This window comes from Corynebacterium sp. NPDC104732, assembly GCF_055583565.1.
In genome coordinates this window covers 1-25289 of sequence record NZ_JBVJNS010000008.1, presented here as the reverse complement: position 1 = coordinate 25289, position 25289 = coordinate 1, and the positions used below count along the sequence as shown (strand labels likewise).

The window sequence follows — 25289 nt, the reverse complement described above, 5'->3', positions numbered from 1 at the left end:
GGACAAAAAGTGTGTCCGGTCGGCGTGTCGTCGGCTGGACACTTTTGCGTTTAGCCGAGGGTGCCTTTTTGTATACCGATGTTGTGTTGGTACTCGGTTGGGATAGCGTTGTCGCAAGAGAGCTGGTCGGCCTGTTTCTTGGTTTGCTTGGCTTTCGTTTGGTTGGGTCAAGGCGGTGACTTTGGCGAGTGCGTCTTGACCGAAGCGTTGCTGCCTGGCGATGTCTAGTGGATCGTCAGGCAGTTGCGTTTTTTAAGTGAAGCCACCATTCGATCATTCTTCGTTGTCTCTCCCCGCCCCTGCCTCGGTGCAGGCGCGCGAGGAGTTTTAGTTGTGCGTTGATGCCGCCTTCCAGGCTGTTGGTCGTGGCTTTCCACCGGTGTGGATGTAGTGCGCTTTTCGGCGGTTGTAGAAAGGTGAACAGCCATTTCTTGCGGTGCAGGTGCATCAGGGAGTTGTAGGCCTTGCGCACACGGATGTGGGTGTATTCCCACGCGTCGCCGTTTGGGTTTCTCTCCTTGGGCAGGATGGTCTTTTCATTGAGGAAGTCGTGGTAGAGCTGCCCGTATTCATGCAAGCGTGCGGTCCAGTCGGCGGCTTGCTCTACGGTCGTGATCGTGGTCAGTGTCAGGGCAAGGGCGTAGATTGCTTTGCCGGCGTCGGTGCGGGGACGGCTAGTGGTGTACCTACGGATCACGCGTTGAGCATGAACGAGGCAGCGTTGGATTTTCGTTTTTGGCCAGCAGGTTTTAATGGCACTGTAGGCGCCTTGGCCACCGTCAAGGACTACGCACAGCGGTGGGGCGAGTTGCTTGAGTAGAGCGGTGTAGGCAGCGGTGGTTTCTCTTTTGTCCCAGTGCCAGCACAACACATGGTCAAGGGTGGATGCGATGAGTAGGCAGCCTGCTTGTGTGTAGGTGGCGTCGATGAACACCTGGTCATAGACGCGGTGGGGATCAGGGGCACAGGGGATATCGATGAGCCAGAACGTGTGGAAGCGCCGCTGAAGTGTCCGGCGATCGCATCCCTGATCGGCGCCTATTTCTGTCAAGGATCGCTGCCCGATAGCGTAGCTATGGAAGGCCCTAAAGTTTGCTGCCTGTGTGAGGTCCGGTCTGGATTTGGTGGTGGAGGCGCCGCAGGTTGTGCATCGCCATCTTGTGGTGCCTGTGCTGGTGGTGCCGTTTTTCTTGCATTGTCCCTGGCAGATGGGGCATCGGGGTCGGTTCTTATTCACCTGAGATAGGTAACCGCACCTGCTAGCACAGGTGCGGTATCAATCGCGGTATTGAACGAGGATTGTGTGTTTATAAGACCTCAAGCAATATAAAACAACTGTTTACACGCCCTGAGCAGGTGTTACCACGGAAAGTAGACACACTTTTTGTCCCTTAACCTGCGTTTCCCGGGTCTCGCAGGTGAATCAGGTGAAGCAGGTCCTCGGCCCCCCGGGTTTCTCGGGCTAACCCCAAAGCAAAAACCCCAAAAGACTAAAACAGCAGTGGCAACCCTTGCGCTGCTGTGGTGCTCCAGGAGTAGCTAGCAATGGGCGTCAGGTTGGTCTCGTCTGGCGAGATTTCCAGCACATTGCGCGCGAGGAGGGGGAGCGAGGCGGCCGGTTGCACGATCCCGGAGGTGCCGACGACGATCAGCAGGTCGCATTCTTGAATGAGTTCTTCGGCGCGGGTCCATTCTTTAGTCGGGAGCATCTCTCCGAACCACACCACGCCGGGCCTGATGAGATTCCCGCATAGTGGGCAAGCCGGTGGGGTGTGGGTGAGCTCACCGCGAAAGGGGCGGGAGCAGATGGTGCAGCGGTAGTCGAAGAGGCTGCCATGAAGGTGGATGACCTCTTGGGATCCGCCACGTTCGTGCAGGTTGTCGATGTTTTGTGTGATGACCGGAAAAGAAGCCAGGGCGCGGTGGCCGGCGTTGGGCTCGGCTTCGGAGGCGCGGCGGGCGCGCTCTAAGTACCAGCGCCACATGGGGTCTGGGTTGCGGGCCCAGGCGTCGATGCTGGCCATGGCGGTGGGGTCAACGTTTTCCCACAGGCCGGTTTCGGCGTCACGGTAGGTTTCCAGCCCAGATTCGGCGCTCATGCCAGCGCCGGTGAAGGCGACGATGCGCTGCGCCTTGTCGACGAGCGTCTGGACGGGATCTGGAACCTGCCTCATGCCTTAAGAGGCTAGCTGATTGGCTGCTTCGATGAGCAGCGCTCCCCATTTTTCACCTGCGTCGCGGGGGAAGCGGGCATCAAGTCCGGAGATGGACAGGGCGGCGATAATGGTGTTGCCGGGGCCGAAGACGGGGACGGAGACGGAGGCGAGTCCGGCTTCGCGTTCGGAGAAGGACACAGCCCACCCGTTTTCGCGTACCTCTGTGAGATCTGATGCGGTGAATGCGGCGTCGTTAAGCACGCGTGCGCGGACCTCGTCACTGCCGAAAGCGGCGAATACCCGGGCGGCCGAGCCTGCGGTGAGGGAGAGGCGGGAGCCGACGGGCACGGAGTTGTGGAGCCCCGAGGTGGGCTCCACGGTGGCGACGCAGAGGCGGGTATTGCCGGAGATGCGGTAGAGCTGCACGGATTCGCCGGTCAGTTCCATAATCTGGTGCATGAGCGGGGTGGCGGTTTCGATGAGGAGGTCGCCGTGCCCGGAGCTCAAGGAGACGAGGCCGGGGCCGATGCGCCAGCGACCGTCATCGGTGCGGGAGAGGAATTCGTGGGCCTCGAGGGCCGTCGCGAGGCGGTGCGTGGTTGCCCGTGGCAGCCCGGTGTCTTCGCAGAGTTGGGCTAGGGAGCGAGGACCATCGGCGACGGCCTGCAGGATCAGTACGGAGCGATCCAGTACTTTGATTCCGCTTGTGATGTCACCTGTGCTATCGTGTTCCATGTTATGATACTAACATCTCAATATATGGAATTCAATATCTAAGGAGGAGGCTCTCATGGGTAAGGGATTAACCCTGGCAGAAAAGGTGTGGAACGACCATGTCGTCACAAAAGGCGAGAACGGCTCGCCAGATCTAATCTACATCGATCTCCACCTTATCCACGAAGTCACCTCGCCCCAAGCCTTCGACGGCCTGCGGCTTGCCGGACGCAAGGTGCGCCGCCCGGATCTGACCATCGCCACCGAGGACCACAACGTCCCCACAACAGGGGTGGAAACCGGCGCGATCTCCGAAATTAAGGACATGATTTCCCGCACACAGGTGGAAACCTTGCGGAAAAACGCCGAAGAGTTCGGCATCCGCCTGCACCCGATGGGGGACATCGAACAGGGCATCGTGCACGTCGTCGGCCCGCAGCTTGGCCTGACGCAGCCCGGTATGACCGTCGTTTGCGGTGACTCCCACACCTCCACCCACGGTGCCTTCGGCTCCATCGCCATGGGCATCGGCACCTCCGAAGTGGAGCACGTGCTGGCCACGCAAACCCTGCCGCTCAAGCCGTTCAAGACCATGGCCGTCAACGTCTCAGGCGAGCTTGCCGACGGCGTATCCGCCAAAGACCTGATCCTCGCGATTATCGCCCAGATTGGTACCGGCGGCGGCCAGGGACACATCATCGAATACCGGGGCGAGGCGATCGAGAAGCTGTCGATGGAAGCTCGCATGACCATTTGCAACATGTCCATCGAGGCAGGCGCCCGCGCCGGTATGATCGCCCCAGACCAGGTCACCTACGACTTCCTCAAAGACCGCCCCCACGCCCCACAAGGCGAGGACTGGGACAAGGCTGTGGCGTACTGGAACTCCCTGCGCACCGATGACGATGCCGAGTTCGACACCGTCGTCGAGATCGACGGCTCCGCCCTCACCCCATTTGTCACCTGGGGCACCAACCCTGGCCAGGGCGCGCCACTGGGGTCCGCCGTCCCGAACCCAGAAGACATCGCCGAGGATTCCGAGCGCGCCGCCGCCGAAAAGGCGATCGACTACATGGGGCTGACCCCTGGACAGCCACTGCGGGAGATCAAGATCGACACCGTTTTCGTCGGTTCCTGCACCAACGGCCGCCTGGAGGATCTACGCACCGCCGCCGACATCGTCCGCGGTCGCACCATCTCCCCGGACACCCGGATGCTGGTCGTCCCAGGTTCCGCGCGGGTCCGCGAACAAGCTATCGCAGAAGGCTTGGACAAGATCTTCACCGACTTCGGCGCCGAATTCCGTGCGCCGGGCTGCTCCATGTGCCTTGGCATGAACCCGGACCAGCTCGCGCCGGGGGAGCGCTCCGCATCCACCTCCAACCGCAACTTTGAGGGGCGCCAGGGCGTCGGTGGCCGCACCCACCTCGTGTCCCCAGCCGTTGCTGCCGCAACTGCCGTCGCCGGCCACCTGGCCAGCCCAGCCGACATCTAAAGGAGAGTCATCATGGAAAAGTTCACCACTCACACCGGCGTTGGCGTTCCACTGAAGGCCTCCAATGTCGACACCGACCAGATCATCCCAGCGGTCTTCCTCAAGCGTGTCACCCGCTCCGGCTTCGACGATGGTCTCTTTGCCTCCTGGCGCAAAAACCCCGACTTCATCCTGAACCAGGACGCCTACAAATCAGGTTCCGTCCTGGTCGCGGGTCCCGACTTCGGCACAGGCTCCTCCCGCGAGCACGCCGTGTGGGCCCTGATGGATTACGGTTTCCGCGTGGTTATCTCCTCCCGCTTCGCTGACATCTTCCGTGGCAACTCGGGCAAGGCCGGCTTGCTGGCAGCCCAGTGCTCCCAGGAAGACGTGGAGCTGCTGTGGAAGGTGATGGAGGCACAGCCAGGCCTAGAGCTCGAAGTGAACCTGGAAAACCGCACCATCACCGCAGGCGACGTTGTCGTGCCGTTCGACATCGACGACTACACCCGTTGGCGCCTCATGGAAGGCCTAGATGACATCAGCCTCACCCTGCGCGGCGAGGACGAGATCTCCGCCTTTGAGGCGAAGCGCCCTACCTTCAAACCGGCAACTATTTAACCGGGAGGGCGCTGGCCAAGTAGTCGGCGCCCGTGAGCTCCCCATTGTTGAAGGAGAGCACCCACACCGAGCCCTTTTTGCACGGGACTTCCTCTAGCGGGAGGCGTCCCTTCGCGGAAAGGGCTGCAATCATGTCGGGGATGATCGTGCCCTGGGCCACCACGACCTTGGTGCCGCCCTCGGCAATCAGGTCTTCAAAGCGACGCTGCGCATTGGCCATCTCGCTGATCCAGGCATCATCCCCGAGCAGCGGATCGACGACCACCGGCACCCCCAGCTCGTCCGCGATGGGAGCCGCCGTGGACTGGCAGCGGTCAGGTACTGCGGAGTACACCTCGGTGGGCCCGAACGGCAGCAGCATCGGGGCGAGCATTTCCGCTTGCCGACGCCCCTTCTTATCCAGCGGACGCAAATCGTCATTGCCAGCCCAGGTCTGGCGATCATGGGCTTTGGCGTGGCGGACATACAAGATCCGGGTGGTAGCGGGGAGTCGGAACCGCTTCTCCGCCTTGGTGAGCACAGTGCGGTCGACCTCGTATGAGAGCAACTCTTTAGCCTCGGCGATGCTCACCCAGCGGATCTCATCCACCTCATCGTTGGGGATAAACTCGCCACCGAGCACCTCGCCGGTCCAGTAGTACACCACCTTGGTGCGATCGAGCACCGGGTACGTGACCTTGCCGAGCAGCTTGCCGAGCCGCACCTCAAACCCGGTTTCTTCCTTGATCTCGCGGTACGCCGTCACAGGCAGGGACTCGCCTGGGTCCACTTTGCCCTTGGCAAGTGACCAGTCGTCGTAATGCGGGCGGTGAATCACGGCGACCTCGATGGAGTCCAGATCCGTGACGTCGCCACGCCACAACACGGCCCCGGCAGCTAGGGTGGAGCGCTTGAACTCCTTGGCCGGGTTGGACGCGATCCGCTGAAAACGGCCGGTCACAGCGAGATCATTGTCCACATCCTTGTCGTTTTCGTGGCGGTTCTTCGCAGGATTCTTCGACATGATCTCTTCCTTAACTAAGATGAAGGACGGTATTAGTCACTATTAAAACACGAGGGAAGTGAAGCCGTGGTTAACGTCGCAGTGATGGGGGCGGGTTCGTGGGGCACCACCATTGCGAAGGTGTTTGCCGACGCCGGGAACACGGTTCACTTATGGGCGCGGCGCGAAGAGCAGGCGCATCGGATCCAAATCACCCGGGAAAATGCTGACTATCTGCCGTCGTTGCAGCTGCCGCCGTCGATAAGTGCGACCGCCGACGCTGCTGTCGCCCTGGACGGCGCGGACATTGTGGTGCTGGCGGTGCCGTCGCAAAGCCTGCGCAGCAATTTAGAAAAGTGGCGGGACCTGATCCCCACGGACGCCACCTTGCTGTCCCTGGCCAAAGGTGTGGAACGGGAGACCAACCTGCGTATGTCTGAGCTGATTGCCCAGGTCACTGGCGCGGATCGGGGGCGGGTCGCGGTGCTTTCCGGACCGAACTTGGCGCGAGAGGTGGCACTGGAGCAGCCCGCCGCCACCGTGATCGCCTGCGAGGACGAAAACCGGGCGAAGCTAGTGCAGGCGGCAGCGTCGGCGCCCTACTTTCGGCCCTACACCAACCACGACGTGATTGGCTGTGAAATCGGGGGCGCCTGTAAAAACGTCATCGCCCTGGCTTGTGGCATGGCCGTGGGTAAAGGGCTAGGTGAAAACACGCTGGCCACCCTCATTACCCGCGGGCTGGCGGAGATTACCCGGCTCGGGGCGTCACTTGGCGCCGACCCCCGCACCTTCTCCGGGCTGGCGGGACTCGGTGACCTAGTTGCCACCTGTTCGTCCTCCCTGTCGCGTAACCGCACCTTCGGTGAACGCCTGGGGCGGGGGCAGACCCTGGAGATCGCCCGGGCGGCAACGAACGGTCAGGTCGCGGAGGGCGTCATCGCGTCCCAAGCGGTGGCGGCCCTGGCGCAGCAGCAGGGGGTGGACATGCCGATTACCCGCGCGGTGTTCGCTGTCTGCCATGAAGGTATGGGCGTGGACGACATGATTTCGGCACTCATGGGCAGGTCAAAGAAATCGGAAGTGAACTAACCCGGGTACCATGTACCCGTGCCCAACAATCGTATTAAAGTAGCAGTCGTTTACGGAGGCCGTAGCTCCGAGCACTCCGTCTCCTGTGTGTCCGCAGGAGCCATCATGAGCCACATCGACCAGGAAAAGTACGAGGTCATCCCGGTCGGCATCACCCAAGACGGCCAGTGGACCGTCGGTGAAACCGACCCTAGCAAGCTGGTGAAACACGACCGCACCCTGCCTAGCGTTGAACTCACCCGGCGCATCAGCCTCTCCGTGGAGCCAGGTACGAAGGGGCAGCTCCGCTTCGACGACGGCTCACTCTACGCCACCGCAGACGTCATCTTCCCCGTTCTGCACGGCCGCTATGGTGAAGACGGCACGATCCAAGGCATGTTCGAGCTCTCCGGCATCCCGTTCGTCGGCCCGGGCGTACTCAGCTCCGCCTGCGGCATGGACAAGGAATACACCAAGAAACTGATGGCGGCCGAAGGTCTGCCGGTGGGGCGGGAAGTGATCCTGCGGGGGCGCACCGAGCTTACCGACGCCGAACAGCAGCTCCTCGGCCTGCCTGTGTTCGTGAAACCTGCTCGCGGAGGCTCCTCCATTGGTATTTCCCGGGTCACCCAGTGGGAGGATCTGCCTGCTGCCGTGGCGCTTGCCTTCGAACACGACGGCAAGGTCATCGTGGAGGCGGAGGTCGTGGGTTCTGAAGTGGAATGCGGCGTGCTCCAGCACCCAGACGGCACTCTGGTGGCCTCGTACCCGGCGCAGCTGCGCGGTACCGCGGATTCCGACGAAGGTTTCTACGGCTTCGACACCAAATACCTTGACGACGTGGTCACCGCCGACATCCCGGCTGCCTTGCCGCAGGCGCAGCTGGAGTTGGTGCAATCACTTGCGATTGAAACATTCAAAGCGATGAACTGCGACGGGCTGGCGCGCGTTGACTTCTTCATCACCGACAAGGGGCCGGTGCTCAACGAAATCAACACCATGCCGGGCTTTACCCCAATTTCCATGTATCCGCAGATGTTTGCGGCCTCCGGCATCGCCTACCCGGACCTACTGGATACCTTGATCCAGCGGGCCTTGGTGCGGGTGCGCTAACGCGCCGTGGTGTTCGCCGCGATTGCCTTGCTCACAGAGGTGATCGCGGCGTTTCCGGCGCTGCTCGGCATGGACATCGCCACGTTCACATCCCGGCCGAGGGCAAAATATGTTCCCGCAGTGGTGCCATTGGCAAGCAGCGTGTCCTCAAACCATGGGATCTCATCCACCTGGTTCAGCTGCGCGCCAGCCTGGTAACCTGCCGGGTCCGCTACACCGCACCGCACCACAATTGGTTCGTGCCCTGGTTTGACCCAGGCGAGCAGGCCCGGGTAGTCCTCTGGCAGGGCCGCCCGGGTGTAGCCGTCCGCCAGATCCTGGGGGAGCGCCGGCAGCAGGGCCCGGCACTGCGGGTCGGTGGCGTGCGGGGCCGCGAGCTGCGTCAATGGGATCGGGTTCGGTGCGGAATCAGTCTTCTTTAGCTGCGCCATCGCATCCGACAGGTCCGCCACTGGGGTGTCCGCCCGCTTGGCGGCAGTGGAATCCATGGTCACCGCCACCACTGGGAAGGTGTCCACCGAGTACCAGGTCTGCATTGTCGATCCTGGGGTGGCGTCGATAATCTGCAGCCACTTGGTGCCGGCATCCTCTGTCAGCGTCGACAGCTCGGTGTATTGCAGCGGCAGCGTCACACCACAGCGCAAAGTGACCCGGTCCAGGGAGTTGGACGCCCAGGCCGCAGCGCCCGCCGGGGCAGGCTCCGCCAACTCAGCGCGACCATGCCCCAGCACCTTCTTCGGAAGATTGTCCAACAACGCCTGACACTCAGCAGAATCGGCGTCGGGGGAATCCAACGCGGTCATACTCACCGGCTGGTTCGCTGCGGTGGAATACACTAGCTTTGCCCCGACCAGGACACCGACGGCCAACACGACGGCCAATCCAAGTGCGATATAAAGAGGTGTTCTATTAAGTTGGGAAGCTGCAGGCTCGGTCATAAATACCCAGCTTAGCCAGTGAAGTGAAGGAGCCACATGAAACACCCCCAGCAGACCATCGGCGATATTGGGGAGCGCGAAACCATCGCCCGAATCGTGGCGGTTGCGCCGTCGTCCCGCAATGGCGATGACGCCGCGGTCCTGGGGCAACCGGCGCCCAACTCCCGCACCGTGGTTACCACCGACATGCTGGTGGAAGGGAGACACTTCCGGCAGGACTGGTCCACGCCGGAAGAAATCGGCAAGCGGGCGATCTTGCAGAACTTCGCAGACATTGAAGCGATGGGCGCCCGCCCTGTCGCAGCGGTACTCGGGCTCTCTGCCCCGGAAAGCACTCCGATCGACACCGTAGAAGGCATCGCCCGCGGTGTGGAAACCCAGGTGGCGTTTTACAACGCAGAACTGGTGGGCGGCGACATCACCAGTGGTGACATTCTCACCCTGTCCGTCACAGCGATCGGGTCCCTCGGTGGCTCCGCAGCACCACTGACCCTGGATCGGGCCCGGCCCGGGCAACAGTTGGTGGCAGCAGGCCGCATCGGATACTCGGCCGCCGGGCTGGCATTGCTCAGCGAATACGGACGCGAGGCAGTACCCGAGGAACTCATGCCCCTCGTGCACGCATTCGTCAGCCCCAGCTTGCTCCCTGGACGTGGCGTGATCGCCCGCGCCACCGGCGCAACCTGCATGACGGACAACTCAGACGGGCTGGTCGCGGATCTAGGAACCATCGCCGGCCGATCCCGCGTCACCATCGACCTTGACCCTGTTGCTATTGCACCAGATGAACTGCAAACACAGGCCGGTGAGCTCCTCGGCGTTGACCCATGGACCTGGATCCTCGGCGGTGGGGAAGACCACACCCTGCTCGCCACCACTGCCCGCGCGGTGCCCAGCGGTTTCCGGCCCATCGGCCGGGTACTCAAGGCCAGCTCCCACGGCGTCCTCCTCGGCGGCGAAACTCCAGCCGTAACCTCCGGGTGGGTGAGCTTCTAATGCATCCATCGTGGGAACCAGTATTCGCGGACATCAAGGCCGACTGCGTGGCGATGCGCCAGAAAGTGGGCCAGAATTTTCTGCCCCCGGAAGCCGACGTCTTCCGTGCTTTCCGCACCCCGTTTGAGGACGTGAAGGTGCTCATCCTGGGCCAGGATCCGTACCCGACCCCCGGCCACGCGATGGGGCTGTCCTTCTCCGTGGCCCGCGACGTGCGCCCACTGCCACGTAGCCTGAACAATATTTACGCGGAGCTCAACGCAGACCTCGGCATCCCAGTTCCACAGCACGGGGATCTTTCCGCCTGGGCTGAGCAGGGAGTGATGCTGCTTAACCGAGTGCTCACTGTCGCGCCGGGGCAACCGGGGTCGCATCGTGGTTTGGGGTGGGAACCGATCACCCAGCATGTGATTGAGGCGCTCGTGGCCCGGGGTACCCCGCTGGTGGCGGTGCTATGGGGGCGCGATGCCCAGTCCGCGACGCGGTTTCTTGGGGATACCCCCATCATCGCGTCTGCGCACCCGTCGCCACTATCAGCGCGCAGGGGTTTCTTTGGCTCCCGGCCGTTTTCGCGCGTTAATGAACAACTAGTTGCACTAGGCGCTGAGCCGGTGCAGTGGGAGTTGTAAACTAAACAACTATGTCTGGGGTAGCACGACTTGATGGGCATGGCTTGATTAATTGGGCAAGCCGAGCTGTGGCATTGCTGTCACAGCGCTGTGAAGAGATCAATGCGCTCAATGTGTTCCCAGTTCCCGACGCCGATACCGGCTCGAATATGACGCACACGATGGAGTCCGCGCTGGCTGAGGCGCAGCGGCTCCCGGAGCAAGCGCAGGCGGATGTTGCACAGGTAGCTGCGGCGCTCGCTGCCGGTGCGGTGCGGGGCGCCCGGGGAAATTCAGGTGTGGTAATCAGCCAGGTGCTTCGGGGCATCGCCACGGCTGCTGCCAGTGGCGAGCTGGATGGTGAGGCGGTCCGGGAGGCGCTGAACGTGGCACTGGATATGGTGCTGCGGGCGATTGTGGACCCGGTGGATGGCACGGTGGTGACCGTGCTGCGCGCCACTGTCGCCGCGGTCAACGATGCTGCCGATAGCTCCCTCGAAGCGATCGTGGGCACCGCGGTCAGTGCGGCCCGGGTGGCGCTGAAGAAAACGCCGTCGCAGCTGGAGGCGTTGCGGGAGGCGGGCGTCGTCGATGCCGGCGGGAAAGGCTTTGTGCTGCTTCTCGACGCCCTGGCCGACGAAATCGGGGGTACCGATTGGAACTCAAGCACCCACACCATTGCCCACGGTCACCACAGCATCCCGGCCGAGCTGGAAGTGATGTTCTATATTTCGGACGCTGACCTGGATGAGCTCACGGCAACGCTCACGCCGTTGGGCAACAGTCTGCTCATCGCCCGCGACTCCGAAACGAGCGGCCAGGTGCACATTCACAGCGCGGTGGCCGGTAGTGTCATTGAGCAGTCCTACCAGCGCGGCACCATCACTGATCTGCGCATTGAGGTGCTGCCCGGAGTGGAGCAAGCGCCGAAGGTCAACCGGCTGGTGCTCGCGATCGCTCCGGCGGGGCCGATCGCCCAGCTGTACTCCGAATCGGGAGCGACGGTGATCACCCGGGGCACCGGAGACATCGTGTCTGACATCGTGGCCAAGGTCCGCTCTGCCGCGGTGGACGAGGTGATCCTGCTGCCGAACGGCATGCTGGAATACGGCGAGCTGGTGAACGCGGAACTGGCCAGCCACGCCATCGATGCCGCCATGCACATCCTGCCTACCGCCCGGCTCGTTTCCGGGATCGCGGCGCTGGCGGTGCACGATCCTGGCCAACCGTTAGCCGTGGACACCTACGCCATGGCGGAAGCTGCCGGTTCCATGCGCACGGCCGTGCTTACCCGCGCCGACAAGGCACGCCTCACCCAAGCCGGAGCCTGTTCACGCGGAGACGTCCTGGTCACCTCTGGCGCGGACACCGTGCTGGTGGCCGACGATGTCCAAGATGCCACGGAGAAAACAGTATTGCGGCTGCTGCAGGGCGGGGGAGAGCTGGTCACGCTCCTGGTGACGAACGAGGCGGCGCGGGAATTGGACCTCGAGAAGCTGCGTGCGTCGCTCGGCACCCGCAGCGACGTGGAAATCATGGTGTATCCGGCGGACGGCATCGACAAGCTTGCCGAGATTGGCGTGGAATAATGCTCGGCTGGTCTGACGAACGCGCCCTGGCAGACCTGCTGCCCGCGAAAGAGGCAGCCAAAATTACCAAAGCGTTCGGCTACACCACCGCCTATGAACTCCTCACGCACTTCCCGCGCGCCTACTCGCACCACGGCAGCGCCGTTTCCATTGACAATGCTGAGGAAGGCGACCAAGTCACGCTAATCGGCACGGTGGTCTCGGGCGGAACCATCCGCACCCGCAGTGGAAAGAAGCTCACCAAGGTGCGCATTTACTACGGCCTCGGTGAAGTTGAAGCCACTTTCTTTAACTCCTGGCTCGCCGAAAAACAGCTCCGCCAGGGCGTGAACGTCATGGTGTCTGGCAAAGTGAAATACTTCCGCGGCAACATCGAAATCTCCCACCCCGATTTTGTGGTGCTGCCACAGCCAGGGGAGAAACCCCGCAAAGCTACCGGTAAACTCAAAGACCTCTCCGCCTTCGCCTCCACCGAAGAACTCGAAGCACTCCTGGCCACCCTCGAGTACATCCCGATCTACCCCGCGAAAAAGGGCTACACCGCGTGGGGCATGATGGGCGCCGTGCGACACCTCCTCGCCCAGACACCACCCATCCCAGAGCCCCTCGATGAGTTTCCGGATTTCCTCGTCAGCTTCGATGACGCCCTGCGCGGTGCGCACTTCCCAGACGAACGCGGGCCACAACCTTTCATCGACAGGCTGAAATACAGCGAAGCTCTCGGGCTCGCCTTGGTCCTAGCGCTACGCCGCGCCGACACCGAGGCCCAAAACGCACCCGCGTGCGCAGCAACCGACACTGGAGTTCGGGCCGACTTCATGGCACGGCTGCCGTTCCCCCTCACCGCCGGGCAATCTCAGGTGGTCTCAGACATTACCGGCGACCTCGCCCAGGAAACCCCGATGCAGCGCCTCCTTCAAGGCGAAGTCGGCTCCGGAAAAACCATCGTCGCCCTCATCGCCATGCTCCAAGCCATCGATGCAGGCCGCCAATGCGCGCTGCTTGCCCCCACCGAAGTACTCGCCGTGCAACATGCCCGCAGCCTCACCGCCACGCTTACCGACGCCGGACTGCCCACCTCCGTGGTCGCCCTCACCGGATCTATGCCCGTCAAACAGAAAAAACAAGCGCTGCTCGACATTGTCTCCGGGCAAGCCGACATCATCGTTGGCACGCACGCACTTTTCCAGGACACCGTCGAATTCTTCGATTTGGGGCTCGTGGTCGTCGATGAGCAGCACCGCTTCGGCGTGGAGCAACGCGACCGCCTGCGCGGTAAGGGGAGGGGCGATATCACCCCGCACTTGCTCGTCATGACCGCCACGCCCATCCCACGCACCGTGGCAATGACCTTCTTCGCGGACCTCGCCACCTCCACCCTCAAAGAACTCCCGCAGGGCAGGCAAGAAATCCAAACTTCCGTGGTCCCCGAATTCAAACCCGACTGGGTGGCGCGCGCCTGGGAGCGGATCCGGGAAGAAGTCGCGGCAGGACGGCAAGCGTTCGTGGTGTGCCCGCGCATCGAAGGCGAAGGCGGGGTACTGGAAACCCTGGAAGTGGTCCGGGGAGTGTATCCGGAGCTATCCGTGGCCATGCTTCACGGGCGCATGAGCGGCGAAGAAAAAGACCACGTCATGGCAGACTTCGCCGCCGGAGGGATCGACATCCTCGTTGCCACCACCGTCATCGAAGTCGGCATCAACGTCCCCAACGCCACCGTCATGTACATCCGGCAGGCCCACAACTTCGGTGTGTCGCAGCTCCACCAACTCCGCGGCCGCGTCGGACGAGGATCCCACAAATCGCTGTGCCTGCTGCACACCGACATGCCACCCGAATCCGCTTCCTACGAACGCCTCACAGCTGTCGCCGCCACCACCGACGGCTTCGAACTCGCCGAACTCGACCTGCGCACCCGCCAAGAAGGCGACGTCCTCGGCACCGCCCAATCCGGCACCCGCAGAAGCATGAAACTCCTCAGCCTCATTCACGACCGCCCCATCATCGAACGGGCCACCACGGACGCCACCGCCATGGTGGCCAGGAATCGGACATTAGCCGAAAAACTCGTGACCGGGATCGAGGGTCAAGACTTTTTGGACAAGAGTTAGACTAGACGCATGAAAATCTGTGCCCCCTTCGCAGGAATAGTGCGCTATGTCGTCGAACCTGGCGCCACCGTCGCCACAGGAGACACCCTCGCCATGGTCGAAACCGTCAAACTCGAGGCGCCCGTCGTCGCGCCGGGGCCAGGGGTAGTGGGCCCGTTTGCTTTCGAGGATTTTGCTGACGTCACCGGTGGAGACGTGCTGCTGGAGGTCGGAGAGCTGTGAACCGCATCATTTCCGGCGAAGCCCGTGGCCGTAAGATCAAGGTCCCGCCAGAGGGCACCCGCCCGACGTCCGACCGAGCCCGCGAAGGGCTGTTTTCCTCGCTCCAGGTGCGCTTCGGTTTCGAGGATTCTAACGTCCTTGACCTGTTTGCCGGCTCCGGCGCCCTCGGGTTGGAAGCGGCGTCCCGTGGCGCGGAGCACGTGGTGCTGGTGGACAACTCCCCGCAGGCGTGCGAGGTGATGCGGTACAACGCGGGCGTCGTGAAACACCCGCGCGTGGACATTGTAGAGGCGAAAGTGTCCGTCTACCTGGCCGGCGCGCCCCGCGACTACTTCGACATGGTGCTTATCGACCCGCCCTACGAGCTTGCCGACGACGCAGTGCTTGACATGCTGCACGCGCTGACGCCATGCCTGGCCGATGGGGCCGCGGTGGTGGTGGAACGCCATGTAGACTCGCCGGAAACGGCGTGGCCGAAGTGGTTCGTGCCGACGACCCAGAAGCTCAAGAAGCGGACCTACGGCATTGCCCGCATGGATATGGCCGTCTTCCACAAGGAGTTAGTATGCGAGTAGCCTGCCCTGGTTCTTTTGACCCGGTGACCCTCGGCCACCTCAACATTTTTGAGCGCAGCGCGGCGCTGTATGACGAGGTAGTGGTCCTGGTGACGTACAACCCGAACAAGCAAGGCATGTTCACGGCGTCCGAACGAGTCACCCTCATCGAATCCGTAGTGTCCCACCTGCCGAACGTCACCGTCGATTCCTGGTCCGGGCTGCTCGTGGACTACACCACCGCGCACAACATCCCGGCCTTAGTCAAGGGGCTGCGCTCCTCACTCGACTACGAGTACGAGCTACCGATGGCGCAAATGAACAAGCGCCTCTCCGGAGTGGAAACCAACTTCCTCATGACCGACCCGGAGCTCGGGTACATCTCTTCGACCTTGTGCAAAGAGGTGGCTAAGTATGGCGGATCGCTGGAAGGGCTGCTGCCGCTGCAGGTGCAGGAAGCGCTGCGGGAGAAGCTTAAATAACGGGGCGAAGCAGACCACTGTTTCGGGCCCATGGGATAAACTCTCCTCGTTTGAAGGGCAGTCTGTATTCGCTTTCCAACAGATCGTCCGCTAAGGCAGATGCCATGTCCTCGGGGACGAGCTGTTCGTTGATAGCTTCGCACACGAGGCCCAAGGTGCCTTTCATGGTGAGCTTGTCTCTTTTTGCTAGTCGGCGTGCTTCTGCATCATCGACAACAATCGTATGGCCATGCACATACCCTAATGCCAGCACTGCGCACTCTCCGGCGTTATGTCCTTCTTCGTCGACGAGGTAGTTAGCGTAGTGAGCAAATCGTTGGAGGACGCGGAGGTCTTCGCAGCGGTCGACGGAAATCCACGAGGCATCGAGAACAGAGTTCACTTGAGGTAGTTGGTGAGACTTCTGTTTCAATTCGACGTGAACGTGCTGAGGAACTACTACTGTCCGGTCTCGTGTGAGGTACTTGAGTATTCCCACCCAACTGCATTTAGCGAAATGGAGGAGTGGGCCAGTATCGAAGACCAGAACATCGGACATTAGAGATAGCCCCAAATTTCTTCCTTTGCATGCTGAGACCTTGTGGGTAGGTCATCTGGAGCAAAGGTCCCTCTTAGCAAATCCAATGCGCGCCGGTCAGTCAATAGTTCTTTGCGGTACATGTCGAGAATTGCCATTTGATAAGAGCGTGGCAAGGTTGTATCGCCGAACTCCTCGGTGTTGAGCAAGCCGAACTCGACGATGTCCGCTTGGGTTGTTCGGTATTCGCGAATGTCATTCATCTCAGGGAATGAAATCAGTTCCAAGTCACGGAGCCTATGAGCCAAGGTCGACATATCAACCCGGTACATGCTGGCCATGATGACAGCAGCAGACCGGTCTCCCTTTTCGGATCTCAGTGAGCGCCACAGGGTTTCAATCTTCGGTGGAAGCAGCAACGCACGTGCAAAACGATCGATCAGTCCTTCTAGACGGGTCTCATCAACACCTGCAATCTTGTGATCGATGACGTAGTCATCTGCCAACAAGAAATGGCCAAATTCATGTGCGGCAGCTAGTCGCCTCCGGCCCGGCTTGGCCGAGCTGTTGACAAATCCTACTGCTCCTTTTCTGAGCATGATGAGGCCTGCATCTGCAGAATCGGCGCCAATGTCTTTGGAGAAGATCAGCAATCCGATTCGATCTAGTGCTTCTCCGAGCCCGGTCAGCGGTTCGGATGTGCTTTCGCCAAGAAGAGCGCGAGCTTTTGCCGCCATTGCTTCCGCTTCTTCGGGGCAGGAGGGGGAGTGAAAGGCTTCCGGAGGTTCAGGTAAGAATCCGGTCTCCGAGTCCACAAACTCAACATCCGATGCGATGGAATCGAGGATCTTGTCGATAGCAGAATCCGCAGTGGATAAACCATGGGAAGATCGGTGAGAAACAATGGCCGGAATGGGATCACGGAACAAAGAATCCATGCTAATTCCCAACGCGCGGCTGAGGTCTAGGAGCTCTAATGCAGAAATGCGTCGTGTACCGCGTTCAATCTTGCTTAGGGCCGTTCTGTCGACAGATAGCTGATCTGCAAGTTGATCTTGGGTAAGCGAAGCACGCTCACGGGCTTGCGAGATTCGACGACCAAGTTCCTGAGTTGAGACTGCTTCCACGTGTGCGATTATCGCACAAACTGGCCTTGGAGTCTATCGTACATCTACGCTTGTAAAATGTCGTGGGTGGCCCTTCTCCTTCTGATTCTCTTCATTGTCGCCCTCGGTTCTGGCCTGCAGCGCGTTGCTGGCATGGGGCTGGGGCTGATTGCAGCACCCATTTTGGCCATCGCCATGGGCCCGGTCCACGGCGTGATGGTGGTCAACGTACTTGCGATGGTGAACGCAGCGATGACCGCATACACCGTCCGCGAACATATCGACTGGAAGCGGTGTCTCTACATTGGCTCGCCGATGGTGATCGGTGCAATGGCCGGCGCCCTGCTGATCAAGCAAGTCTCCAACGCACTGCTGCTCATCCTCTTCGGCGGATTGATCCTGGCGGCCCTGTTCATGGTGTCTGCTTTGAAGGGACGCATGCCTGAGCCGAAGGGTCGCGCTCCAATGCTCGTCACCGGCATTATCGGCGGCTTCACCAATACACTGGCCGCGGTGGCCGGTCCCGTCATTACCGTCTACGCGCAGGCTGCCCGCTGGGAGCACAAACGCTTTGCCGCCACCTTGCAGCCACTTTTCGTGATCTCCGGAGGCATGTCCTTCCTGGTGAAGACCCTCATGGGTGCCGGAAACGTCGGCGGAACATCCCCATGGGTGTGGCCGGTTGGCCTGCTGGGCATGTTCATCGGCATTTTCTTGGGCACCCAGTTCTCTAAGATCATTCCTCGAGATAAGGCCCACAAAATGGCATTGTTCCTCGCCGCTGCCGGTGGCGTCTCCGCACTGGTACGAGGGGTTATCGCGTTGTAGAAACGCAAAATCTCCATATCCGCATCGGTGCAATCAGAATGAAATCGCCCGGATGGATATGGAGATTCGAGGTCTAACGGAAGCTGAGCGCGACTGCAAGGGTGGCTCCGGAAAAGATCAGCATTCCGAGACAGTTGACCCAAAAGCTTTGCTTGAGAAACTTGGCCTTGAAGTGGGCGATGGATGCAGCGAGAAAATAGGCCACAGCTCCTGCGGTGGCTGAGATACCTATGCCGTAATGCCACAGGCCAACTATCAGTCCTGCTACTGTCAACATCTTGATGTAAATCAGTGCCCACCACCATTGCCGCGGGAATTGAACGCCATCGAGGCAGTCGGCAATGAAACGCATCGGTTTTACTGACATCGCAGCATCAGCGAGAAGTATGAACGCGAGCGGAAGGTAGACCAGGTTCATCGCGCCTCCAATGTCTTCACTGCGATCGCTATTCGGCTTCTGGCTTCCGACGCGGAATACAGCCCTGCAGCCCAGCCGATGAGGATTCCCAGGTAGGCGTCGTATAGAACGTCGCCGGCAACCATGTCTTCTTGTTTTGTCATGCCAAGAAACAGCGGTTGCAGTCGACTGAGCGTAGCGGAGCGTTCGCTGATGAGCGCTGCGCAATATGCACGGGAGAGTTCGTCGTGGCTGGTGAAAAAATCCAGAAAGGCTTCAATGCTGGAGGTGAGGTTCAAACCCGTGATTTCATTGTGAATGTCGCTGATCCAGTCTTCGACAACTCTGATCAAAAGGGATTGTTTCGAGCCAGTTTTCATCACGGTTCCAACGCTGACGCCTGCCTGGGTGGCAATGTCTCTGATGCTGGTTTCGGAATATCCGTTGCTCACAAATAGCTCGCGTGAGACATCGAGAATCTTTGCCTCTGTCTGCTGGCGTTGGTGAGCTCGAGTTGGTGAGTGAACGTGTTCAGTGAACATGTTCACCACTGTAGGTGGGGTTACTGAGGAACGCAAGAAACGCAAAATCTCCATATCCGGATGGATATGGAGATTTGGCAGGGTTCTAAAGCAGGGAAGACAAGAACGCCTGCGTGCGCTCGTGCTTCGGGTTGTCCAGTACTTCGGCAGGGGTGCCGGACTCCACCACGACGCCGCCATCCATAAAGACAATCTGATCCGCGACCTCGCGGGCAAAGCCCATCTCGTGCGTGACGACGAGCATGGTCATGCCCTCATCCGCCAGCTCGCGCATCACACGCAGAACTTCGCCGACGAGTTCTGGGTCGAGGGCAGAGGTTGGCTCGTCGAAGAGCATGAGCTTTGGCTTCATGGCCACGGCGCGTGCGATGGCGACGCGCTGTTGCTGACCGCCAGAGAGCTGGACTGGGTAGGCGTCGGCTTTGTGCTCGAGGCCAACTTGTTTCAGCAAAGACATGGCCAGCGAGCGGGCTTCGGACTCCGGTACTCCCTTCACCAAAATAGGAGCCTCAATGATGTTCTCGATCACGGTGCGGTGTGGGAACAGGTTGAACTGCTGGAACACCATGCCGATGTCTTGGCGCTGCTTGGCAGCTTCCTTTTCGGAGATCTCGTAGAGGACGCCGTCTTTTTCGTGGTAGCCGATGAGCTCACCGTCGACGTACAGGCGGCCGGCGGTGATCTTTTCCAGGTGGTTCACGCACCGCAGGATGGTGGACTTGCCGGAGCCGGATGGGCCGATGAGGCAGGTCACGGAGCCGCGCGGTACTTGCAGGTCGATGCCTTTGAGGACATGCAGTTGGCCGAATTTCTTTTGGATGCGCTGGGCATCAATCATCAGTTCCGACATTACTTCTCCTCGGTGATTTCGATGTTGCCTGGGAGTCGACCTTCGGCGTCGGCAAGCGCGGCTAGTTGGCGGGCGGTGAGTTGCCGGCGGGCGCCGCGGTCGTAGTACTTCTCCACGTATGTCTGGATGACCATGAGCAGGGAGGTGATGGCGAGGTACCAGGTGGCGGCGACGAGCAGCATAGGGACCGGCTCGAAGAGGGCGTTCGAGATGTCCATTGCGCGGCCGTACAGTTCACCGGCGTAGGGGATGGCGATGACCAGGGACGTGGTCTTGAGCAGCGAGATGAATTCGTTGCCGGTTGGCGGGACGATGATGCGCATGGCCTGTGGCAGTACCGTGCGACGCATCGTCTGCCACCAGCTCATACCCAGCGCTTTGGAGGCTTCCACTTGCCCTTCTGGCACCGCTTGGATGCCGGCGCGGACGATTTCGGCCATGTAGGCGCCTTCGTTCAGACCCAGGCCCATCACCGCGAGGAGGAACGCGTTCCTAAAGGCGGACTCGAGGCTGATTTCGGTGAAACCGAGGTTCACGCTGGAGTAGATCGCGCCGATCAGACCCCAGAACACCAGCTGGACGTACACCGGGGTGCCGCGGAAAATCCACAGGTAGACCCAGGACACGCCGCGCAACACGGGGTTCGGGGACATGCGAAGGACGGCGAGTAATGCGCCCAAAAGCACGCCGATGAGCATGGCCAACACGGTGATGGCGAGAGTGTGCAGGGCGGCGGTGGCGATGCGGGTATCGAAGAGGTACTGGAAGTAGGTATCCCAGCCGTAGGCGTCGTTACGCGCGGCGCTAATGACGAACAGCACGGCGAGCGCCAGCAGGATGGTGGCGGCGACCATGCGGCCCGGGTGGCGAAGCGGTTTCGCCTGGATGGTTTCTGATTGAGTCATGGAGTCCTTCTATTCGCCGTTAATGGTCGCTTGGGGTTTGAGGCCTTCGGTGACGCCCCACGGTTTGAGGGTTTCGGCGTAGTCACCGGTGTCGATGAGGTGTTGCAGTGCTGCTTCGAGGGCCGGGGCCAGCTCGGAGCCTTTGGGTACCGGCCAGCCGTAGTCGGCGGCGTCGAAGATGCTGCCAGTTTTCTCGATCTTGCCGTCCGCGCGCGCAATAGCGTAAGCGGTGATCGGAGAGTCCGCAGACACGGCGTCAGCTCGACCGAGCACCAGGGCGGTAAAGGCCTGGTCGGAAGTCTCGTAGGAGAGCATCTTGATCGGAGCCTTGCCCTGGTTCACACACTCTTCGGAGCGGACTGCGACGTCGTCGGATTCGGACACAGTGCCTTTCTGCACGGCCACAGTCAAGCCACAAGCGTTGTCTGGGTCGACGGGCTTGCCGGTTTGTTGCGCCCACTGGAGGCCGGCGCTGAGGTAATTGACAAAGTCATAGTTCTTCCGCCGCTCTTCGCTGTCGGTGAACCCCGAGGCGCCAAAGTCGACGGTGCCAGCGCTAATCGACGGCAGAATCAGGCTGAAATCCTGTTCCTGCACGATAAGCTCAAGCCCCATCACCGCGGCAGCGGCGCGCGCCAAATCGACATCGATGCCGATGATGGTGCCATGTGAGTCCTTGAACTCCATCGGGGCGAACGGCGGGTTGGTGCCGATGGAAATCGTGCCTCGTTGTCGAATATTCTCCGGAACCATCGCCTGGATCTCAGGCACCGCGGCTGGCTTTATTTCTTGCCAGCCCTCGGGGTTCCCGGTTTCCTCGTTGGTGACGCACGCGGTGAGTGTGCAGGTGAGCACGGCCGCGGCGCACAACGTAAGGAATCGTCGCATAGTAGTAACCTTCTGAATAATTTGCAGTTACTAGTAATATATGCAGGTGGGGGTGGGGTGAGCAAACTCAGCGCACGGGCTATGATTTCAGTCAGATACATAGCCTTGAAAGGTGGCACCATGCGTCGGTTGTTAGCGGCCGTATTGTTCTTTGTCACTGCCCCGGTTGCGCATGCGGCCGAGCCCCAGACCTGCGCTGACGTGGAAATCATCGCTACGGCCGGGACAGGGGCGGCCTCGGTGTACGACGACCCTGCGAACATCGTCAGCTTCGGGGTGGGGACTAACTTCGTGGCCCACGTGGTTGAGCGTTTCGGCAACGTGAGTGCGTGGCAGACTCCCTATCCCGCGAGCGCAGGCGTGGCGGGGACCGTCGGGCCGAACAAGGACACCGTGGTTCTGCCATATGGGAAGTCGCAGCAGATCGGCGTGGAACGCGTGGTCGGTCGGCTTTCTGAGATGGCCCCGGCGTGCCCGAATACGAAGTGGATACTGGTCCGATTCTCCCAAGGGGCCGACATCACCGGGGACGTAGCCCAGCTGATTTCCTCCCGTCAGGCCCCCATCGGCCCCGACCGGCTGCTGGCGGCGTACCTCGTTGCGGATCCGGGGCGGGCACGGGTACTGGACCAGGACGGCATGACCGACACGGGGACCTCCGGCACCATGACCGCTGATGGGGCGGTGTTGGTGCGAACCAGTGCGTCGTCCCCCGCGCCAGGGACGGTGGGTCTTGCCGGTGCACGCCCCAACGGCGCCTTCAGCAACCTGCCCGGCAAGGTGCGGCACATCTGCGCCGGCGATGACCCAGCCTGCGCCGTCACACCTGGCGGCTTGCTTGCGGGTGCCGCGGCCCGGGCAAATGCCGACCCCGCCGACGGCTACGACGGACACCCCGCGACCCTGCGCAGCATGCTTATCGACGGCTCCCTCCACCGAGCCCTCGGCCCGCACGGTGCCCAGTTGCTTGACGCCGTGACCTTCGGACGCTTCCAGGAAGCCGAGCAGATGTTCGCGCAGGCTGCTGGCACACCGGGTCTGAGCCCTGAGCAAGCTGCCGCCATCACACTGTTCGGACACGAACTGCTCGGCACAGCGCTCGGCGTGGACATCCCGGACCAATCTTTTACCGGGGACGCTGCGGTAGACAGGTTGATCAACGTTTACCTCACCACCAACCGAGAGCTCAGGTACGCCTCCGCCATGTCGCGCAACCACACCGCATACACAGGTGAGAGTCGCGACAGTGTGGTGCGCATCGACGGCGCGCGGGCCGACGACTGGCTCGAATCCGACATGCACGCCGTTATCACCAAGGAATTGGGGGCTGCACAACATGTGGCACCGGTGCCTTATGCCGAACGTGATACCTGGTGGCAACGCTTTGGGCACCCCCAATGGCGCGCCGTGCAATTTATCCTCGGATCCGATCATCCCTGGGCACGTGCCCTGTGGGACTTCTACGGTCTATAGCTCTTTCCTGTGGCGGCTATCACAACTCTGTATTAAGGTGCGGTTATTACCTGTGACCGCATTGGAGTAGAGATGTTGAGATCCTTTTTGCTGGCAGTGGCGCTTATGCTGCTGCCATTGCCGATAGCCCAGGCCCAAGAGCCCACGAATTCCACCATGCTCATCATGGATGCATCCGGATCCATGGAAGCCCCCGATGGCTCCCGCACCAGAATGGACTCTGCCAAGGAAGCAGCCCACGCGCTGGTGGACTCCCTGCCGGAGACCGCCAACGTGGGATTCATGGCCTACGGCGCGAAGGAATCAAACGCCCCCGAGAACAAGGAAAAGGGCTGCCAGGACATCGAAACCCTGGTGCCAGTGGGAGCGCTGAACCGAAAAGCGTTCCACTCCGGGATCGATGGGTTGAAAGCTAAGGGCTACACCCCGATGGCGAACTCGCTGCTCAAGGCAGCAAAAGAATTGCCAGCTACCGGGGAGCGATCCATCATCCTCGTCTCCGACGGTATCGATTCCTGCGCGCCACCCGAGGTGTGCACCGTGGCTAAAGATCTGGCCAAACAAGGCGTCGGTCTGACGATCCACACCGTCGGCTTCCAGATCGATGAGGCCGCCCGCGCGGAATTGCAGTGTATCGCCCAGGCCTCCGGCGGGCAGTACCGCGAAGCGCGCGACGCCGCTGAGCTCACTGAAAGCCTGGATTTTCTAGCTAAACGCGCCGCAGTGACTTACCAGACCGCCGGAACCGACTTCGAGTTTGCCGACACCATCGATGGCGCCAAATGGCTTGGCGAAGGGCTGTATCAGACCCGCGTCCTCCCCAACGCTGAGAAAGACGGCAAACTACGCTACATCCGGGTAGCCGTGCCGAAGGGACACGACGCCTACGTCTCGATCACCGGCATCCCAGACCGCGACAAAACCGGTACTTCCGACACCGACGGCGACCTCAACTACTGGTTGGAAGACATCGGGAACACGTCCAATGGAAAAGACTGTGACGGGGACAAATTGTTCATCGATCTCGGACAAACCCATTCGGACGCGTACTCTCCTCCAGAGCCGGAAGCAGCCGTCATCAGGGGAGAAGGCGCCACCGACTGCGACATGGACCAGTGGTACCTCGGCTACGACATCCACACCACCAAGCCCGGTGGCGGGGAAGTCTCCGTCGAAATCCAGGTCTCTTTCGAACCCATCGTCCCTAAGGACCAGGCCCAAAAGTTCCCGGCAGGCGACACAGGTGCGAAGCCAAACCCAGCAGACCTGCCCTTCAAGGATGTCCAGCCAATCACTGGCGGCACAGGCTTTAACGACGCCACCCCAGTCACCCCAGGCGCCTACTCAGACTCCCTCGTGCCAGGAGAATACAAGTTCTACCGCATCCCCGTGAACTGGGGCCAACGACCGGTGGTGACCCTGAAACCAAGCGAATCCAAACGCAACGAAACTGAACACTACGGCGCCACAATCTACTCACCCATCCGTGCCGACATCGAAAGCTTTGACGCTAGTGCGTGGAAGAAGGAAGACGTCAAACCATCCACCGCCACCCTCGACCGCGCGATCCAGTACCACAACCGGACTGCCAACGCAGGAGGCGAAAAGCAAGCCATGGCCGGCGATTACTTCATAGGCATATCGATGTACAACTCCTCCTCAGACAAAGATAAGGGTGTTGACCAGCCGTTCGAGATTGCGTTCGATGTCGTCGGCAAGTCGGCTGATGGGCCGGAATGGCGCCCGAAGCTCGTGCCCGGGCCCAAGCCACTGGACAAGCCAGCCAGTGCCGCCACGAGTTCAGCGGCCGCGCCGTCAAGCGCTTCTGACGAGCCTGCCGTGTCCGCCGAGCCAGTGGAGAAAACCGGGCTGAGCCTGGGCCAACTCGCCATCGGTGGCGGGGCAGTGCTAGGTGTGATCGTCCTCGTAGCTGTCGCGCTGTTGGTGATGCGCCGGAAGTAATGCGATAGCGATTCGTGCCGCGTGACAAATCCCTACGCTTATCAAAAATCTGACCAGCATGTTTGCTGAGGATAGGCGTAGGGATTTGTTTTGCCCCCTGTTTGCCAGTGAAGTTGTGACCCTCCTACAGAGAGGATCATCAATGTCTAACGAGCTTGCCCCTACTGTTCGGGTCAAACCACATCGGGTG

At 61.0% G+C, this 25289-nt stretch carries 25 protein-coding genes and 1 pseudogene; 14 read left to right on the top strand and 12 right to left on the bottom strand.

What is annotated here, in order from left to right; translation table 11 throughout:
- Nucleotides 1–50: 50 nt before the first annotated feature.
- From ACZ6ZO_RS07260 to ACZ6ZO_RS07250, 3 genes and pseudogenes are all read right to left on the bottom strand, one after another.
- Nucleotides 51–1237, bottom strand: a pseudogene (locus ACZ6ZO_RS07260) (IS1249 family transposase).
- A 253-nt stretch (nt 1238–1490) separates the two neighbouring features.
- Entirely contained in the window at nt 1491–2174 is a 684-nt protein-coding gene (locus ACZ6ZO_RS07255; protein WP_465291633.1) for an NAD-dependent deacylase, read from the bottom strand.
- A 3-nt stretch (nt 2175–2177) separates the two neighbouring features.
- Nucleotides 2178–2891 carry an IclR family transcriptional regulator gene (locus ACZ6ZO_RS07250; RefSeq protein WP_182385967.1) on the bottom strand — a complete coding sequence of 238 codons (714 nt, stop codon included), beginning with the start codon at nt 2889–2891 and terminating at the stop codon, nt 2178–2180.
- 55 nt (nt 2892–2946) lie between these two features.
- Between ACZ6ZO_RS07250 and leuC the strand changes: the two genes are divergently transcribed.
- On the top strand, nt 2947–4365 hold the full coding sequence (leuC, locus tag ACZ6ZO_RS07245; RefSeq protein ID WP_465291631.1) for a 3-isopropylmalate dehydratase large subunit: 1419 nt from the start codon (nt 2947–2949) through the stop codon (nt 4363–4365).
- A 12-nt stretch (nt 4366–4377) separates the two neighbouring features.
- Nucleotides 4378–4965 carry a 3-isopropylmalate dehydratase small subunit gene (gene leuD / locus ACZ6ZO_RS07240; protein WP_465291629.1) on the top strand — a complete coding sequence of 196 codons (588 nt, stop codon included), beginning with the start codon at nt 4378–4380 and terminating at the stop codon, nt 4963–4965.
- Here leuD and ACZ6ZO_RS07235 read toward each other — a convergent pair.
- Nucleotides 4958–5968, bottom strand: coding sequence for an NUDIX hydrolase (locus ACZ6ZO_RS07235; protein ID WP_465291627.1), 1011 nt, complete (start codon nt 5966–5968; stop codon nt 4958–4960). The two genes, leuD and ACZ6ZO_RS07235, sit on opposite strands and share 8 nt — an antisense overlap.
- A gap of 66 nt (nt 5969–6034) precedes the next feature.
- Between ACZ6ZO_RS07235 and ACZ6ZO_RS07230 the strand changes: the two genes are divergently transcribed.
- On the top strand, nt 6035–7039 hold the full coding sequence (locus tag ACZ6ZO_RS07230; protein WP_232843274.1) for an NAD(P)H-dependent glycerol-3-phosphate dehydrogenase: 1005 nt from the start codon (nt 6035–6037) through the stop codon (nt 7037–7039).
- Nucleotides 7040–7057: 18 nt separating this feature from the next.
- Nucleotides 7058–8131, top strand: a complete 1074-nt coding sequence (locus ACZ6ZO_RS07225; RefSeq protein WP_465291624.1) for a D-alanine--D-alanine ligase family protein — start codon at nt 7058–7060, stop codon at nt 8129–8131.
- Here the strand turns inward: ACZ6ZO_RS07225 and ACZ6ZO_RS07220 are convergent.
- Nucleotides 8128–9069: a DUF3515 domain-containing protein gene (locus ACZ6ZO_RS07220; protein WP_465291622.1), complete on the bottom strand. Its 942-nt coding sequence runs from the start codon at nt 9067–9069 to the stop codon at nt 8128–8130. The genes ACZ6ZO_RS07225 and ACZ6ZO_RS07220 overlap by 4 nt on opposite strands.
- A 36-nt stretch (nt 9070–9105) precedes the next feature.
- Between ACZ6ZO_RS07220 and ACZ6ZO_RS07215 the strand changes: the two genes are divergently transcribed.
- Genes ACZ6ZO_RS07215 through coaD form a run of 7 tightly spaced genes read left to right on the top strand, consistent with a single transcriptional unit; the run spans nt 9106 to nt 15631 of the window.
- Complete coding sequence (locus ACZ6ZO_RS07215) at nt 9106–10065, top strand: thiamine-phosphate kinase (RefSeq protein ID WP_182385973.1); 960 nt, start codon at nt 9106–9108, stop codon at nt 10063–10065.
- Entirely contained in the window at nt 10065–10694 is a 630-nt protein-coding gene (locus ACZ6ZO_RS07210; protein ID WP_182385974.1) for a uracil-DNA glycosylase, read from the top strand. Before ACZ6ZO_RS07215 ends, ACZ6ZO_RS07210 begins: the two co-directional genes overlap by 1 nt.
- 11 nt (nt 10695–10705) lie before the next feature.
- A complete protein-coding gene (locus ACZ6ZO_RS07205; RefSeq protein ID WP_465291620.1) occupies nt 10706–12262 on the top strand; it encodes a DAK2 domain-containing protein in 1557 nt (518 codons plus the stop codon).
- Entirely contained in the window at nt 12262–14373 is a 2112-nt protein-coding gene (locus ACZ6ZO_RS07200) for an ATP-dependent DNA helicase RecG (RefSeq protein ID WP_465291618.1), read from the top strand. The genes ACZ6ZO_RS07205 and ACZ6ZO_RS07200 overlap by 1 nt, the downstream gene beginning before the upstream one ends.
- A gap of 9 nt (nt 14374–14382) precedes the next feature.
- A complete protein-coding gene (locus ACZ6ZO_RS07195) occupies nt 14383–14595 on the top strand; it encodes an acyl-CoA carboxylase biotin carboxyl carrier protein subunit (protein WP_182385977.1) in 213 nt (70 codons plus the stop codon).
- Nucleotides 14592–15170: an RsmD family RNA methyltransferase gene (locus tag ACZ6ZO_RS07190; RefSeq protein ID WP_465291615.1), complete on the top strand. Its 579-nt coding sequence runs from the start codon at nt 14592–14594 to the stop codon at nt 15168–15170. Before ACZ6ZO_RS07195 ends, ACZ6ZO_RS07190 begins: the two co-directional genes overlap by 4 nt.
- Entirely contained in the window at nt 15161–15631 is a 471-nt protein-coding gene (gene coaD, locus ACZ6ZO_RS07185) for a pantetheine-phosphate adenylyltransferase (protein ID WP_465291613.1), read from the top strand. Before ACZ6ZO_RS07190 ends, coaD begins: the two co-directional genes overlap by 10 nt.
- Here the strand turns inward: coaD and ACZ6ZO_RS07180 are convergent.
- Nucleotides 15624–16169, bottom strand: coding sequence for a PIN domain-containing protein (locus ACZ6ZO_RS07180; RefSeq protein ID WP_465291611.1), 546 nt, complete (start codon nt 16167–16169; stop codon nt 15624–15626). The two genes, coaD and ACZ6ZO_RS07180, sit on opposite strands and share 8 nt — an antisense overlap.
- On the bottom strand, nt 16169–17275 hold the full coding sequence (locus tag ACZ6ZO_RS07175; RefSeq protein ID WP_465291609.1) for a helix-turn-helix domain-containing protein: 1107 nt from the start codon (nt 17273–17275) through the stop codon (nt 16169–16171). The genes ACZ6ZO_RS07180 and ACZ6ZO_RS07175 overlap by 1 nt, the downstream gene beginning before the upstream one ends.
- 66 nt (nt 17276–17341) lie before the next feature.
- Here ACZ6ZO_RS07175 and ACZ6ZO_RS07170 point away from each other — a divergent pair, with 66 nt between their 5' ends.
- Nucleotides 17342–18082: a TSUP family transporter gene (locus tag ACZ6ZO_RS07170; protein ID WP_465291607.1), complete on the top strand. Its 741-nt coding sequence runs from the start codon at nt 17342–17344 to the stop codon at nt 18080–18082.
- 73 nt (nt 18083–18155) lie between these two features.
- On the opposite strand, the gene ACZ6ZO_RS07165 is transcribed toward ACZ6ZO_RS07170, so the two are convergent.
- The 5 genes from ACZ6ZO_RS07165 to ACZ6ZO_RS07145 form a co-directional block, all read right to left on the bottom strand.
- Nucleotides 18156–18500 carry a DoxX family protein gene (locus ACZ6ZO_RS07165; RefSeq protein ID WP_465291605.1) on the bottom strand — a complete coding sequence of 115 codons (345 nt, stop codon included), beginning with the start codon at nt 18498–18500 and terminating at the stop codon, nt 18156–18158.
- Nucleotides 18497–19021, bottom strand: coding sequence for a TetR/AcrR family transcriptional regulator (locus ACZ6ZO_RS07160; protein WP_465291603.1), 525 nt, complete (start codon nt 19019–19021; stop codon nt 18497–18499). Before ACZ6ZO_RS07160 ends, ACZ6ZO_RS07165 begins: the two co-directional genes overlap by 4 nt.
- An 85-nt stretch (nt 19022–19106) precedes the next feature.
- Nucleotides 19107–19871, bottom strand: a complete 765-nt coding sequence (locus tag ACZ6ZO_RS07155) for an amino acid ABC transporter ATP-binding protein (protein ID WP_465291601.1) — start codon at nt 19869–19871, stop codon at nt 19107–19109.
- Nucleotides 19871–20776: an amino acid ABC transporter permease gene (locus ACZ6ZO_RS07150; RefSeq protein WP_465291599.1), complete on the bottom strand. Its 906-nt coding sequence runs from the start codon at nt 20774–20776 to the stop codon at nt 19871–19873. The genes ACZ6ZO_RS07155 and ACZ6ZO_RS07150 overlap by 1 nt, the downstream gene beginning before the upstream one ends.
- A gap of 9 nt (nt 20777–20785) precedes the next feature.
- On the bottom strand, nt 20786–21664 hold the full coding sequence (locus ACZ6ZO_RS07145; protein WP_465291597.1) for an ABC transporter substrate-binding protein: 879 nt from the start codon (nt 21662–21664) through the stop codon (nt 20786–20788).
- A gap of 120 nt (nt 21665–21784) precedes the next feature.
- Between ACZ6ZO_RS07145 and ACZ6ZO_RS07140 the strand changes: the two genes are divergently transcribed.
- Together ACZ6ZO_RS07140 and ACZ6ZO_RS07135 are read left to right on the top strand one after the other, a co-directional pair.
- Nucleotides 21785–23137 carry a cutinase family protein gene (locus ACZ6ZO_RS07140; RefSeq protein WP_465291595.1) on the top strand — a complete coding sequence of 451 codons (1353 nt, stop codon included), beginning with the start codon at nt 21785–21787 and terminating at the stop codon, nt 23135–23137.
- A 72-nt stretch (nt 23138–23209) separates the two neighbouring features.
- Nucleotides 23210–25099 (top strand): vWA domain-containing protein, encoded by a 1890-nt coding sequence (locus tag ACZ6ZO_RS07135; protein WP_465291593.1) that lies wholly within the window; start codon nt 23210–23212, stop codon nt 25097–25099.
- Nucleotides 25100–25289 lie beyond the last annotated feature (190 nt).

What these genes read in the sequence shown, in the direction of transcription:
- ACZ6ZO_RS07220 (WP_465291622.1), bottom strand. Translation starts at nt 9,069, where the DNA reads ATGACCGAGCCTGCAGCTTCCCAACTTAATAGAACACCTCTTTATATC.
- leuD (WP_465291629.1), top strand. Translation starts at nt 4,378, where the DNA reads ATGGAAAAGTTCACCACTCACACCGGCGTTGGCGTTCCACTGAAGGCC.
- ACZ6ZO_RS07165 (WP_465291605.1), bottom strand. Translation starts at nt 18,500, where the DNA reads ATGAACCTGGTCTACCTTCCGCTCGCGTTCATACTTCTCGCTGATGCT.
- coaD (WP_465291613.1), top strand. Translation starts at nt 15,161, where the DNA reads ATGCGAGTAGCCTGCCCTGGTTCTTTTGACCCGGTGACCCTCGGCCAC.
- ACZ6ZO_RS07250 (WP_182385967.1), bottom strand. Translation starts at nt 2,891, where the DNA reads ATGGAACACGATAGCACAGGTGACATCACAAGCGGAATCAAAGTACTG.
- ACZ6ZO_RS07195 (WP_182385977.1), top strand. Translation starts at nt 14,383, where the DNA reads ATGAAAATCTGTGCCCCCTTCGCAGGAATAGTGCGCTATGTCGTCGAA.
- ACZ6ZO_RS07160 (WP_465291603.1), bottom strand. Translation starts at nt 19,021, where the DNA reads ATGTTCACTGAACACGTTCACTCACCAACTCGAGCTCACCAACGCCAG.
- ACZ6ZO_RS07205 (WP_465291620.1), top strand. Translation starts at nt 10,706, where the DNA reads ATGTCTGGGGTAGCACGACTTGATGGGCATGGCTTGATTAATTGGGCA.
- ACZ6ZO_RS07180 (WP_465291611.1), bottom strand. Translation starts at nt 16,169, where the DNA reads ATGTCCGATGTTCTGGTCTTCGATACTGGCCCACTCCTCCATTTCGCT.
- ACZ6ZO_RS07155 (WP_465291601.1), bottom strand. Translation starts at nt 19,871, where the DNA reads ATGTCGGAACTGATGATTGATGCCCAGCGCATCCAAAAGAAATTCGGC.
- ACZ6ZO_RS07210 (WP_182385974.1), top strand. Translation starts at nt 10,065, where the DNA reads ATGCATCCATCGTGGGAACCAGTATTCGCGGACATCAAGGCCGACTGC.
- ACZ6ZO_RS07200 (WP_465291618.1), top strand. Translation starts at nt 12,262, where the DNA reads ATGCTCGGCTGGTCTGACGAACGCGCCCTGGCAGACCTGCTGCCCGCG.
- leuC (WP_465291631.1), top strand. Translation starts at nt 2,947, where the DNA reads ATGGGTAAGGGATTAACCCTGGCAGAAAAGGTGTGGAACGACCATGTC.
- ACZ6ZO_RS07255 (WP_465291633.1), bottom strand. Translation starts at nt 2,174, where the DNA reads ATGAGGCAGGTTCCAGATCCCGTCCAGACGCTCGTCGACAAGGCGCAG.
- ACZ6ZO_RS07135 (WP_465291593.1), top strand. Translation starts at nt 23,210, where the DNA reads ATGTTGAGATCCTTTTTGCTGGCAGTGGCGCTTATGCTGCTGCCATTG.
- ACZ6ZO_RS07150 (WP_465291599.1), bottom strand. Translation starts at nt 20,776, where the DNA reads ATGACTCAATCAGAAACCATCCAGGCGAAACCGCTTCGCCACCCGGGC.
- ACZ6ZO_RS07235 (WP_465291627.1), bottom strand. Translation starts at nt 5,968, where the DNA reads ATGTCGAAGAATCCTGCGAAGAACCGCCACGAAAACGACAAGGATGTG.
- ACZ6ZO_RS07215 (WP_182385973.1), top strand. Translation starts at nt 9,106, where the DNA reads ATGAAACACCCCCAGCAGACCATCGGCGATATTGGGGAGCGCGAAACC.
- ACZ6ZO_RS07140 (WP_465291595.1), top strand. Translation starts at nt 21,785, where the DNA reads ATGCGTCGGTTGTTAGCGGCCGTATTGTTCTTTGTCACTGCCCCGGTT.
- ACZ6ZO_RS07145 (WP_465291597.1), bottom strand. Translation starts at nt 21,664, where the DNA reads ATGCGACGATTCCTTACGTTGTGCGCCGCGGCCGTGCTCACCTGCACA.